Annotated in this window: 12 protein-coding genes; 8 read left to right on the top strand and 4 right to left on the bottom strand. The window is 73.4% G+C overall.

Annotation, left to right across the window (positions count from 1 at the left end):
* Positions 1-103 precede the first annotated feature (103 nt).
* On the bottom strand, positions 104-1,123 hold the full coding sequence (locus AB0F01_RS03335; protein WP_362089433.1) for a hypothetical protein: 1,020 nt from the start codon (positions 1,121-1,123) through the stop codon (positions 104-106).
* Positions 1,124-1,456: 333 nt separating this feature from the next.
* Entirely contained in the window at positions 1,457-2,785 is a 1,329-nt protein-coding gene (locus AB0F01_RS03330; protein ID WP_362089431.1) for an MFS transporter, read from the bottom strand.
* Positions 2,786-3,085: 300 nt separating this feature from the next.
* On the opposite strand from AB0F01_RS03330, the gene AB0F01_RS03325 reads away from it, so the two are divergent.
* From AB0F01_RS03325 to era, 8 genes are all read left to right on the top strand, one after another.
* The gene (locus AB0F01_RS03325; protein ID WP_362089429.1) at positions 3,086-4,237 is read left to right on the top strand and encodes a PfkB family carbohydrate kinase; all 1,152 of its coding nucleotides are present in this window, start codon (positions 3,086-3,088) and stop codon (positions 4,235-4,237) included.
* A gap of 208 nt (positions 4,238-4,445) precedes the next feature.
* Positions 4,446-5,516 carry a PhoH family protein gene (locus AB0F01_RS03320; RefSeq protein ID WP_362089427.1) on the top strand — a complete coding sequence of 357 codons (1,071 nt, stop codon included), beginning with the start codon at positions 4,446-4,448 and terminating at the stop codon, positions 5,514-5,516.
* Positions 5,517-5,528: 12 nt separating this feature from the next.
* Positions 5,529-6,026: an rRNA maturation RNase YbeY gene (gene ybeY / locus AB0F01_RS03315; protein WP_362089425.1), complete on the top strand. Its 498-nt coding sequence runs from the start codon at positions 5,529-5,531 to the stop codon at positions 6,024-6,026.
* Positions 6,023-7,333, top strand: a complete 1,311-nt coding sequence (locus tag AB0F01_RS03310; protein WP_362089423.1) for a hemolysin family protein — start codon at positions 6,023-6,025, stop codon at positions 7,331-7,333. The genes ybeY and AB0F01_RS03310 overlap by 4 nt, the downstream gene beginning before the upstream one ends.
* Positions 7,330-7,689 carry an MmcQ/YjbR family DNA-binding protein gene (locus AB0F01_RS03305; protein WP_362089421.1) on the top strand — a complete coding sequence of 120 codons (360 nt, stop codon included), beginning with the start codon at positions 7,330-7,332 and terminating at the stop codon, positions 7,687-7,689. The genes AB0F01_RS03310 and AB0F01_RS03305 overlap by 4 nt, the downstream gene beginning before the upstream one ends.
* A gap of 155 nt (positions 7,690-7,844) precedes the next feature.
* On the top strand, positions 7,845-8,198 hold the full coding sequence (locus AB0F01_RS03300) for a cytidine deaminase (RefSeq protein ID WP_362089419.1): 354 nt from the start codon (positions 7,845-7,847) through the stop codon (positions 8,196-8,198).
* A gap of 214 nt (positions 8,199-8,412) precedes the next feature.
* A complete protein-coding gene (locus AB0F01_RS03295; RefSeq protein WP_362089417.1) occupies positions 8,413-8,892 on the top strand; it encodes a hypothetical protein in 480 nt (159 codons plus the stop codon).
* Positions 8,893-9,023: 131 nt separating this feature from the next.
* Entirely contained in the window at positions 9,024-9,977 is a 954-nt protein-coding gene (era, locus tag AB0F01_RS03290) for a GTPase Era (RefSeq protein WP_362089415.1), read from the top strand.
* Between the two features lie 66 nt (positions 9,978-10,043).
* On the opposite strand, the gene AB0F01_RS03285 is transcribed toward era, so the two are convergent.
* Together AB0F01_RS03285 and AB0F01_RS03280 are read right to left on the bottom strand one after the other, a co-directional pair.
* Complete coding sequence (locus tag AB0F01_RS03285; RefSeq protein ID WP_362089413.1) at positions 10,044-11,354, bottom strand: GH1 family beta-glucosidase; 1,311 nt, start codon at positions 11,352-11,354, stop codon at positions 10,044-10,046.
* Between the two features lie 58 nt (positions 11,355-11,412).
* Complete coding sequence (locus AB0F01_RS03280; protein WP_362089412.1) at positions 11,413-11,679, bottom strand: protealysin inhibitor emfourin; 267 nt, start codon at positions 11,677-11,679, stop codon at positions 11,413-11,415.
* Between the last annotated feature and the right edge of the window lie 12 nt (positions 11,680-11,691).

Raw genomic sequence — 11,691 nt, 5'->3', positions numbered from 1 at the left:
CGGGCCACCGGTCCGGGGCCGGGGCCACCCCGCACGGCCGACTCGTCCGTCGCTTCCGCAGGGGTGGCTCCGGTCGGCGCCGGCTCGCCCTCAGCTCTTGTCGTCAGTTCTTGTCGTCGCCGGAGGCGCGCCAGGCGATGTGGCCCGCGTCCGCCCCGCCGGTCATCCAGAACGCGGCGGCCGGCCTGTCGCCCTCGGGCACCAGGTGGACCGAGCACTGGGTGACCTTGGCGCCCGGCTTTAGCATCTCGTCCGGAAGCTGGTCCGGGCACTGCCTCATCCCGGGGCCGCCGATGTCGATCAGGGTCAGCTTCCTGATCTGCTGCCCGGCGACGGTCTGCAGGAGCACGTCGTCCTGCATGTCCGGGTAGAGGTCGTGCTCGCCCTTGTTGCCGTACTCGATCGTGACGTAGTACGGGACGAGCTTCTGGCCGCCGGTCTTGAGGGTGTAGCGGCTCAGGTGGTCGAGGCTGCCCTTGCGCATGCTCCGCGCGACCGCCTCGACCCGCACCGTGTTGCCGTCGGAGTCCTCGACGTCGGCCTCCAACGGCTCGCCCAGCTCCGCCACGCCCTTGGAGCGGCCCTTCCCGTCGCCCGCTTCCCACAGGGCCGTGCCCGAGTCGTCCTGGTAGGCGACGGCCGCGGGCTCCAGGCCCTTGGCCAGCACGACCGGCGTGCAGACCTCCGCCGTCGCGCCGGCGGCGAGCGTCTCCGGGTTCCCCTTCGGGCAGTGGTCCGAGAGCGCCGAACCGCCACCGCGGAAGATCGTCAGGCGTTTGCCGGGCCAGCCGTCCACGCCGGCCACCGAGAGGTGGCCCACCAGGTCGGGGGAGGTCAGATCCGTCTCGCCCGCGTTGGTGACGGAGACCGTGAGGTAGTACGGCCGCCCGCCCTTGAGGCCGTCGTCCAGGCGGACGCCGGAGAGATCGGACTCCGACCCGCGGACGAGGCTCTTCGGGGTGACCCGCAGCCGGTACTCGTCGTCGTCATCGGTGAAGACGACGGTCCGGGCATCGGTCGCCAGGGTCACCGGGTCGGCCTTCGTCGCTTCCTTCCGCTGTGCTCCCTTGTCGGCCGCGCGCTCTCCTCCCGTGCTGCCCGAGCCGCAGCCCGCGACAGCCATGAGGAGGAACCCGACTCCCGCGATACCGGCAACTCCCCGGTTCACCGCCACACTTGCCCCCTGATCGACGTGAATGGATCCACCCGCGTCCGGTACACCACCGGACCCCTCGGGAGCCGATCACACTATCTGTACGGCCCGTGGCCGATCTCCACCGGAGACATCGCGGCAGCCGGTACGAACGGGAGACGCGACGGCGTGACGGGCGGCGCCGCGGGTGCGCCCGAGCCACAGCCACCCCGGGCGGAGCAGGGCGCGAGCGGCGGACGTCCGCCCCCGGGGACACGCCACCCCCGGGCTCACACCGCCCCCGGGCTCACACCGCTCCCGGGCTCACACCGCCCCTGGCGCCCGGGCCGCCGCCGCCGTGTCGTACGCGCCGCGGGCGGGGGCGGGGGTGCCGTCGAGGGGGATCTCCACGACCTCCTGCTCGGGGGCGCCGACCTCCGGGACCGCGCCCGCCGGGGTGCCGGGGGCCGCGGCGACCACCACGGCCGCCGGGTGCCCGCCGCGCCGGCGGACCGCGCCCGGCAGCAGCGGACGGCCGCCGGTGTGCAGGGCCACCGCCGTCAGGGGCACGGCGACCACCAGCAGTCCGGCGCCGAGCACCGCGCCCATCACCGGGAACCCCGCCTGCGCGGACAGCAGGCTCCCGGTCAGCGGACCGGCCGCCGTGCCCAGCGAGGAGGCCGACCCGACCAGCACCGCCCACCGGCCGCGCGGGTCCAGGGAGGCGGCGAGGCCGATCAGGTAGGACAGGACCGCCGGGTAGACGGTGTTCCAGGCGATCTCCCCGACGGCGAAGCCGGTCAGCCCGTTCGCGGAGGCGGTGAGCGCGATGCAGCCCGCGATGAGCACCGTGCCGCCGCCGATCGGCAGCGCCCGCCCCAGCCGCGCCCCGAGCGCACCCGCGGCCAGCACGCCCAGCAGCCCGGCGCCCAGCGACACCGCGAAGACGGCACCGACGGTGGGCTCGCTGAGACGGGCCTGGGTGACGCCGATCCGTCCGCTCATGCCCCACAGGGCGTTCTGCGCCAGCGACCACAGCACCATGGCACCCGCGAGGACCATCCCCGACCGCCGGTACGGCAGCCGGCCGGTGCCGGGGGCGGCGCGGTGCGCGACGGGTGCCGGGCCGGGCAGCCGGGACGTCAGCGGCCACACGGCGAGCGCGGTCAGCGCGATGGCCGCCAGGGTGAGGCCGTGGCCCGGGAGGTGAGGCACCGTCAGGTACACCACGCCGGCCAGCGCGGAGACGCTGAGCAGGCCCAGGGTGGACCCGCGGTGCGGATCCGGCTCGGCGGCGATCCGGGTGGCCGCCACGGTCGTCGCCGTACCGGAGCCGAACCCTCCGATCACCGCGCCCGCGACGACGGCGGGGACGGCGGTGGTGAGCGCGGCCCCGCCGTAGCCGACCACCGCCAGGACGAGTCCGAGGCGGGCGAGGGCGCGGGCACCCGCCCGTTCGACGCGGGCGGCGAGCAGGAAGCCGGCGAGGGCGGAGCTCAGCAGCAGCGCGCTGCCGACGGCGCCCGCCTGGGTGGGGGACAGGTCCAGCCCCCGTTCCAGCCGGCCGACGGTGGTGGGGAGCAGATACGGGGCGAGGTACCCGGCCGTGAACAGGGCGACGAGGGGCCAGGGGGTGGTGCGAGGGGCGAACACGGGCGTTCCCGGGGCGTGCGAAGGGGAGGGTACGGAAAGCGGGGTGGGAGCGACGACCGTCGACGGACGGGAACGCGCCGGCAATTTGTATCAAGCGGAAGAAGCGATTCGGGTGGATCGTGGATGTGATCCACCTCACACTTTGGTTTGCGGATTCCCGTACCGGGTAGCAGTGCGCGCCGCCCGCCTCCCGGGGCGCCGTTCCGGCAGGTGGGAGCGGCTCCGGCGCGATGACCGCGGCGATGTCGGCGGCGTGGTGCAGACTGGCCTGATCCGCACCATGTCAGGGAGCGCACCGTGATGGCGTCCACCGGACCGGCCGGAGAACGGAACAGCGACGACACCGCCGCGCGCAGGGCGCCGGCTCGGGACCGCACGCACCTCGACCCGCTCGCCGCGCTGCGCACCCGCGACGACCCGCCCTGCGACGTCTACCTCACCGGCACCGTCTTCCTCGACATCATCTTCACCGGCCTCGACTCCGCGCCGGTGCGGGGCACCGAGTCCTGGGCGCGCGGCATGGGCTCCAGCCCCGGCGGCGTCGCCAACATGGCCACCGCCCTCGCCCGCCTCGGCCTGCGCACCACCCTCGCCGCCGCCTTCGGCGACGACCACTACGGGGAGTACTGCTGGGACACCCTCGCCCACGGCGAGGGCATCGATCTCGGCCCCTCGCGCACCGTCCCCGGCTGGCACTCCCCGGTCACCGTCTCCATGGCCTACGAGGGCGAGCGCACCATGGTCTCCCACGGCCACGAACCGCCCCCCGAGGAACCCGCCCCCACCTGCCCGCCCCGCGCCCGGGCGGCCGTCGCCTCCCTCACGCCGGGCCGCAGCGCCCCCTGGATCGCCCAGGCGGCCCGCCGCGGCACCCGCGTCTTCGGCGACGTCGGCTGGGACGACACCGGCACCTGGTCCCTGGCCGGACTGCCCGACCTGCGGCACTGCGAGGCGTTCCTGCCGAACGCCGAGGAGGCCATGCGCTACACCCGCACCGACTGCCCCCGGACCGCCGCGCACGCCCTCACCGAGCACGTACCGGTCGCCGTGGTGACCCTCGGCGCGGACGGGGCGTACGCGGTGGACCGGCGGACGGGGGAGACCGCCGAGGTGCCCGCCATCGCCGTCGAGGCGCTGGACCCGACCGGGGCGGGCGACGTGTTCGTGGCCGGCTTCGTCGCCGGCAGCCTGGCCGGCTGGCCGCTGGCCGACCGGCTCGCCTTCGGCGGCCTCACCGCGGCGCTCTCCGTCCAGGAGTTCGGCGGCTCGCTGTCGGCGCCCGGCTGGACCGAGATCGCCGCCTGGTGGCGCGAGGTGCGGTCGGTGCAGGGCGAGGACGCGGCCGAACTCGGGCGCTACGCCTTCCTGGACGGCCTCGTCCCCCGCGCACCGGCCCCCGGCTGGCCGCTGCGGCGGGCGGTCCCCACCATCGGCTTCCGCAGCGCCCCCTGACGCCTCCCTCCGCACGTCGCCGGCCCCCCGGGGACGGCGGCCCCCGAGACACCGGAACGGCCGCCTCCCCACGTCGGGGCACCCCGGGAACGCACGCGCGAAAAGCCCTTCGGCGTTGTCGGTCCCGCGTCGTACCCTGGGAGTCGCGAGGCCGCCCTCAGCTGCGCGGCCCTGACGAGGAGGAATCGCAGGCCTTCAGCGCCGGCCCATGACTCAGACACCCACAGCTCACACCCCCGCGCAGGAGCAGGCCAGAGTCCAGCTCACCGTTCCCGCCCAGCACCCCATGGTGACCGTGCTGGGATCCGGCGACTCCCTCCTGCGCGTGATCGAGAAGGCCTTCCCGGGGGCCGACATCCACGTCCGGGGCAATGAGATCAGCGCGGTCGGCGATCCGGGCGAGGTGGCCCTCGTGTCCCGCGTGTTCGACGAGATGATGCTGGTGCTGCGCACCGGACAGCCGATGACGGAGGACGCGGTGGAACGCTCGATCGCCATGCTCAAGGCGACTGAGAGCGGGGAGAGCGACGGCCAGGAGACCCCGGCCCAGGTGCTCACCCAGAACATCCTCTCCTCGCGCGGGCGCACGATCCGCCCCAAGACGCTCAACCAGAAGCGTTACGTGGACGCGATCGACAAGCACACCATCGTCTTCGGCATCGGCCCGGCCGGTACCGGCAAGACGTACCTCGCCATGGCCAAGGCGGTGCAGGCCCTGCAGTCCAAGCAGGTCAACCGCATCATCCTGACCCGGCCCGCGGTCGAGGCGGGGGAGCGGCTCGGCTTCCTGCCGGGCACGCTGTACGAGAAGATCGACCCCTACCTGCGCCCGCTCTACGACGCGCTGCACGACATGCTCGACCCCGACTCCATCCCCCGCCTGATGGCGGCCGGCACCATCGAGGTCGCCCCGCTGGCGTACATGCGCGGCCGCACGCTCAACGACGCCTTCATCATCCTGGACGAGGCCCAGAACACCAGCCCCGAGCAGATGAAGATGTTCCTCACCCGCCTCGGCTTCGACTCGAAGATCGTGATCACGGGTGACGTCACCCAGGTCGACCTGCCCACCGGCACCAAGTCCGGTCTGCGGCAGGTCCAGGAGATCCTGGACGGCGTCGAGGACGTGCACTTCTCCCGCCTGTCGTCGCAGGACGTGGTCCGGCACAAGCTGGTGGGCCGTATCGTCGACGCGTACGAGCAGTACGACAGCGAGCACGGCACCCAGAACGGCGTCCACAAGGGCGGCCGGGGCAGGTCCGGGCACAAGGGGAAGTAGACCGAGCACCAGATGTCGATCGACGTCAACAACGAGTCCGGAACCGAGGTCGACGAGCAGGCGATCCTGGACATCGCCCGCTACGCCCTCGCGCGCATGCGCATCCACCCGCTCTCCGAGCTCTCGGTGATCGTCGTGGACGCCGCCGCCATGGAGCAGCTCCACATCCAGTGGATGGACCTGCCGGGGCCCACGGACGTCATGTCGTTCCCGATGGACGAGCTGCGCCCGCCGGCCAAGGACGACGACGAGCCCCCGCAGGGCCTGCTCGGCGACATCGTGCTCTGCCCCGAGGTCGCCGCCCGGCAGGGCGCCGAGGCGCCGACGCAGCACAGCATGGACGAGGAGCTGCAGCTGCTCACCGTCCACGGCGTGCTGCACCTGCTGGGCTACGACCACGAGGAGCCCGACGAGAAGGCCGAGATGTTCGGTCTGCAGGCCGCCATCGTGGACGGCTGGCGCGCGGAGAAGGGCCTGACCGGCCCGTCCCCGGCGCCGACCGTGTCATGACTCCCGGGCTCGTCCTCGGCGCCCTCGCGCTGGTCGTCGTCGCCTGGCTGTCCGCCTGCGCGGAGGCCGGCATCGCGCGGATCTCCAGTTTCCGCGCCGAGGAGGCCGTCCGGTCCGGGCGGCGGGGCAGTGCCCGGCTCGCGCAGCTCGCCGCCGACCCGACCCGCTACCTCAACGTGGCCCTGCTGGTCCGGGTGGCCTGCGAGATGGCCGCCGCCGCCCTGGTCACGTACGCGTGCCTGCGCGAGTTCGACGGCACGGCCGAGGCCCTGCTGATCGCCATAGCGGTCATGGTCCTCGTCTCCTACGTGGCCGTCGGCGTGTCCCCGCGCACCATCGGCCGCCAGCACCCGCTGAACACGGCCACGGCGGCGGCGTACGTGCTGCTGCCGCTGGCCCGGATCATGGGCCCGGTCCCGTCGCTGCTGATCCTCATCGGCAACGCCTTCACCCCGGGCAAGGGCTTCCGGCGCGGCCCGTTCGCCTCCGAGGCGGAGCTGCGGGCGCTGGTGGACCTCGCGGAGAAGGAGTCGCTGATCCAGGACGAGGAGCGCCGCATGGTGCACTCCGTCTTCGACCTGGGCGACACCCTGGTGCGCGAGGTGATGGTGCCGCGCACCGACCTGGTGGTCATCGAGCGCTACAAGACCATCCGCCAGGCCCTCACCCTCGCCCTGCGCTCCGGCTTCTCCCGCATACCGGTCACCGGGGAGAACGAGGACGACATCGTCGGGATCGTCTACCTCAAGGACCTCGCCCGCAAGACGCACATCAGCCGCGACGCGGAGAGCGAGCTGGTGTCCACCGCGATGCGCCCCGCGTTCTTCGTGCCGGACACCAAGAACGCCGACGACCTGCTGCGCGAGATGCAGCAGCAGCGCAACCACGTCGCCGTCGCCGTCGACGAGTACGGCGGCACGGCGGGCATCGTGACCATCGAGGACATCCTGGAGGAGATCGTCGGCGAGATCACCGACGAGTACGACCGGGAGATCCCGCCGGTCGAGGAACTCGGCGACGACCGCTACCGGGTCAACGCCCGCCTCGACATCACCGACCTCGGCGAGCTCTACGACCTCGGCGAGTACGACGACGAGGACGTGGAGACCGTCGGCGGACTGCTCGCCAAGGCCCTCGGACGGGTGCCGATCGCCGAGGCGTCGTCGGTGGTCGAACTGCCCGACGGCCGTTCGCTGCGGCTGACGGCCGAGGCGGCGGCCGGCCGCCGGAACAAGATCGTCACGGTGCTGGTGGAGCCCGTCGGCCCGCCGCCCCCGCCGGCCGAACCCGTGGAGGCGGTGGAATGACCCCCGAGGAGCTGCGCGCCCTGTGCCTGTCCTTCGAGGCGGCCGTGGAGGACTTCCCCTTCGGCCCCGAGACCTCGGTCTTCAAGGTCGGGGGCAAGCTGTTCGCGCTGTCGGCGCTGGACGCGCGGCCCCTGAAGGTCAACCTCAAGTGCGACCCGGACGACGCCGTCCGGCTGCGCGCCCAGCACCCGGGCCTGATCGTCCCCGGCTGGCACATGAGCAAGCGCCACTGGAACACGGTGACGGTGGACGGCGGCCTCCCCGCCGGCCTGGTCCGGGAGCTGGTCGAGGACTCCTACGACCTGGTGGTGGCCGGGCTGCCGCGCGCCGAACGGCTGCGCCTGGACCGGCCGTGAGCCGTCCGGACGGCTGTGTGGCGCACCGCTCGCGGGCGGCACGGACGGCTGCGTGGCGCACTGCTCGCGGGCCGCACGGACGGCCGCCTGACGCACCGCTCGCGGGCCGCACGGGCGGCTGAGTCCGCGCCGGCCGTGATCCGTATGCTCGGGGCATGACCGACAGCAGCGCGCTCGACCCCGAGGACCACAAGATCGTGACCCTGGCCCGTGCCACCCGGGCCCGCAACGGCGTGCCCGAGGGTGCCGCCGTGCGCGACGGGAACGGCCGCACCTACGCCGCGGGCACCGTGGCCCTGGACTCCCTCCGGCTCAGCGCGCTGCGCACGGCGGTGGCCATGGCGGTGGCGTCCGGGGCGACGTCCCTGGAGGCGGCGGCCGTGGTGACCGAGGCGGGCGCGGTGCCGGACGAGGACCGCGCGGCGGTGCGGGACCTGGGCGGGCCGGCCACCCCGGTCCTGGTGGCCGGTCCCGACGGCACCGTGCGGGAGACCCTTCCGGCGGGCTGACCCACCTGCTGTTACCGGCGGTAAATAGGCCGGATTTCCACCTTGCCGCGCACCGCCTCCCGCGCATCAATGGAAACCGGACGACCTGATGCCACGTCAGGTCGTCCGGTGTGCAGCGGGTCCGGACCCCATCTGCCGATCAGTTCCCGAACGTTCCCCCGACGGAGTCCCTCCCCACGGGACTCCCCCCACACGGAAAGGGAGCCGGAATTCCATGAGAGGCAAGCGAATCGGACTCGGCCTGTCCCTGGCGGCGGGCACCCTCGCGGTCTGCGGACTCGCCTTCGCCCCCGCCGCGGCGGCCGTCGCCCCCGGGTCGGCCACCGTCGACGCCGACTGCGGGAGCTGGGGCGGTGGCGCCGCCACCCTCACGGCCACCCAGAACGGCACGTCCGCCACCCTCACCATCAACACCTCCGCGGTCACCGCGCCGCTCTCCATCGGCAAGGACTCCCTGGTGTCCGAGCTGAAGATGGTCAAGGAGGGCGGCGGCACCACCGTCTTCAAGGGCACCAAGAACCCCGCCATGTCCACCGGTGACGCCCTGGAGGTCGGCCCGCTCACCGGAACCGTCGCCCCCGGGGACAGCCTGGAGGCCTTCGGCGGCACCCTGAAGGTGACGGCGTTCGGCTTCATCACCATCACCTGCACCGCCACGGGACCGCAGTCCCCGGGCCCGTTCGTCTTCGACTGATCCGCACCGGGCGGAGCGCCGGGCCGGGGACCCTCGGGTGCCCGGCCCGGCGCCCCGGTCCCGGGGGGCGGAGGGCCGGGAGCCGGCTCCGATGGTGCGGCGGGGCTCCGGGGATCAGCGACAATGGGCGCATGAGCGTTCGTACCCAGTCATCCGAGCAGCCGGCCGAAGCTGTCCACCGGGCCGGTTTCGCCTGCTTCGTGGGCCGCCCCAACGCCGGCAAGTCCACCCTCACGAACGCGCTGGTCGGGCAGAAGGTGGCGATCACCTCCAACCGGCCCCAGACCACCCGGCACACCGTGCGCGGCATCGTGCACCGCCCCGACGCGCAGCTGATCCTGGTGGACACCCCGGGCCTGCACAAGCCGCGCACCCTGCTCGGCGAGCGGCTCAACGACGTGGTCCGCACCACCTGGGCCGAGGTCGACGTCATCGGCTTCTGCCTCCCCGCCGACCAGAAGATCGGCCCCGGCGACCGCTTCATCGCCAAGGAACTCGCCGGGATCAAGAAGACCCCCAAGATCGCCATCGTCACCAAGACCGACCTGGTGGACAGCAAGGCCCTCGCCGAGCAGCTGATCGCCGTGGACCGGCTGGGCGAGGAGCTGGGCATCACCTGGGCGGAGATCGTGCCGGTCTCCGCGACCGCGAACCAGCAGGTCGACCTGCTGGCCGACCTCCTCATCCCGCTGATGCCCGAGGGCCCGGCGCTCTACCCCGAGGGCGACCTCACCGACGAGCCCGAGCAGGTCATGGTCGCCGAACTGATCCGCGAGGCGGCCCTGGAAGGCGTCCGGGACGAACTGCCGCACTCCATCGCGGTCGTCGTCGAGGAGATGCTGCCCCGCGAGGACCGCCCCGCCGACAAGCCCCTGCTGGACATCCACGCCAACCTCTTCATCGAGCGCTCCAGCCAGAAGGGCATCGTCATCGGCCCCAAGGGCAAGCGCCTGAAGGACGTCGGCATCAAGTCCCGCAAGCAGATCGAAGCCCTGCTCGGTACCCCGGTCTTCCTCGACCTGCACGTGAAGGTGGCCAAGGACTGGCAGCGGGACCCGAAGCAGTTGCGGCGGCTGGGGTTCTGACGCGGGCGGGCCGGGGTGGGCGCCTGAAGCAGTCGCGGTGGCCGGGGTCCTGAGCCGCGCGGCGGCTCAGGACCGCTGCTCGCGCAGCAGCTCCCGGAACCAGGCGTAGGACGCCTTCGGCGTGCGCCGCTGCGTGGCGAAGTCGACGTGGACCAGGCCGAAGCGGCGGGCGAAGCCCTCGGCCCACTCGAAGTTGTCCAGCAGCGACCACACGAAGTAGCCGCGCACGTCCACGCCCGCCTCCAGCGCCCGGTGCAGGGCACGGACGTGGCCGTCCAGGTAGGCGATGCGCTCCGGGTCGTCGACGCCCTCGTAGGAGCAGCCGTTCTCGGTGATCACGACCGGGGGGAGCCGGTCGCCGTAGCGGTCGCGGAAGGCCGTCAGGACCTCCGTCAGCGCCTCCGGCACCACCGGCCAGCCGAAGTCGGTCACCGGACGCCCGCTGATCTCCCGTACGGAGAAGGGCAGTTCGGCCGGCATCCGGATGCCGCCGAAGTCGGTCTCGGTGCCCTGCGGGGCGCCCACGCGGGTCGGCGCGTAGTAGTTGATCCCGTACCAGTCGAGCGGTTCGGAGATCACCTGAAGGTCCGCCGCCACGTCCCCGGGCATCAGCGCGTCGATGCCGTCCGGGTAGCGGCCGAGCAGCAGCGGGTCGGCGAACAGCCGGTTCAGCAGCAGGTCGTGGAAGTCGGCCGCCTCCACGTCCGCCGGGTCCTCCGACGCCGGCCAGGTCGGGCCGTGCGAGTTGGCGATGCCGATGTCGTCCGCTCCGCCCGCCCGCAGCGCGCGCACCGCGAGGCCGTGCGCCAGGAGTTGGTGGTGGGCCACCGGCAGCGCGTCGAACAGCAGCTTCAGACCGGGCGCGTGGATGCCCAGGGCGTGGCCCAGCAGGGTGTGCTCGGCGGGCTCGTTGAGCGTGATCCACTTCGTCACCCGGTCGCCGAGGCGCCCGACGACCTCGGACACGTACGCGGCGAACCGCTCGGCGGTGTCCCGCTCCCGCCAGTCCAGCCCGGCCGGCAGGTCCCAGTGGAACAGCGTCGGCACCGGCCGCACCCCGGCCGCGCACAGGTCGTCGACCAGCCGGTCGTAGAAGTCCAGGCCGCCCCGGGCACGCACCCGCGGCCAGGACACCGAGAACCGGTACGCGTCCACGCCCAGGCCGGCCAGCAGCGCCACGTCCTCACCGTGCCGGCGCACGTGGTCGCAGGCCACCGCCGCCGTCGACCCGTCCCGCACCCGGCCCGGCTCGGCCGTGAACACGTCCCACACGGACGGCTCCCGCTCGTCCACCGCGCCCTCGATCTGGTGCGCCGAGGTGGACACACCCCACAGGAAGCCGTCCGGGAAGCGGGGCACCGGGTTCGTCGTCACCATGGGGTGGATCATCCGCACCGCCGGCGAGCGGAGTCAACGCCCCGGCCGCAAAAGGCTGTTACGCGCCCTCCCGGAGCACGCGGGAGACCAGCGCGCGCTGCTCCTCGGTCAGCCGGGGCTCCGCGCAGTACACCGTCCGGCCGTCCACCGTGATCCGGTAGCCGAAGCCGTCCGGCACCCCGGCGGGCGGCGAGCCGCTGCCCGCGGCCACCGCCCGCTCGGCGAGGGCGTGCCACTCCGCGGCGTCCGCCCGCCCCACGGTGTCCACCTCGGCCTGCCGCTCGATGCCCGCGAACCCGCCCGAGCGCCGCACCTGAATCCGCATGGCTCCCTGTCT

It is taken from the genome of Streptomyces sp. NPDC029526 (assembly GCF_040637405.1).
Lineage (GTDB): Bacteria > Actinomycetota > Actinomycetes > Streptomycetales > Streptomycetaceae > Streptomyces.
Note: the sequence above shows the minus strand (reverse complement) of the source record. Positions and strands in the feature narration are given on the sequence as shown.

Bases quoted from the DNA above. Each gene is read 5' to 3' on its own strand.
- AB0F01_RS03325 (WP_362089429.1), top strand. From the start codon at position 3,086: ATGGCGTCCACCGGACCGGCCGGAGAACGGAACAGCGACGACACCGCC.
- AB0F01_RS03305 (WP_362089421.1), top strand. From the start codon at position 7,330: ATGACCCCCGAGGAGCTGCGCGCCCTGTGCCTGTCCTTCGAGGCGGCC.
- ybeY (WP_362089425.1), top strand. From the start codon at position 5,529: ATGTCGATCGACGTCAACAACGAGTCCGGAACCGAGGTCGACGAGCAG.
- era (WP_362089415.1), top strand. From the start codon at position 9,024: ATGAGCGTTCGTACCCAGTCATCCGAGCAGCCGGCCGAAGCTGTCCAC.
- AB0F01_RS03295 (WP_362089417.1), top strand. From the start codon at position 8,413: ATGAGAGGCAAGCGAATCGGACTCGGCCTGTCCCTGGCGGCGGGCACC.
- AB0F01_RS03335 (WP_362089433.1), bottom strand. From the start codon at position 1,123: ATGGCTGTCGCGGGCTGCGGCTCGGGCAGCACGGGAGGAGAGCGCGCG.
- AB0F01_RS03300 (WP_362089419.1), top strand. From the start codon at position 7,845: ATGACCGACAGCAGCGCGCTCGACCCCGAGGACCACAAGATCGTGACC.
- AB0F01_RS03310 (WP_362089423.1), top strand. From the start codon at position 6,023: ATGACTCCCGGGCTCGTCCTCGGCGCCCTCGCGCTGGTCGTCGTCGCC.
- AB0F01_RS03280 (WP_362089412.1), bottom strand. From the start codon at position 11,679: ATGCGGATTCAGGTGCGGCGCTCGGGCGGGTTCGCGGGCATCGAGCGG.
- AB0F01_RS03285 (WP_362089413.1), bottom strand. From the start codon at position 11,354: ATGGTGACGACGAACCCGGTGCCCCGCTTCCCGGACGGCTTCCTGTGG.
- AB0F01_RS03320 (WP_362089427.1), top strand. From the start codon at position 4,446: ATGACTCAGACACCCACAGCTCACACCCCCGCGCAGGAGCAGGCCAGA.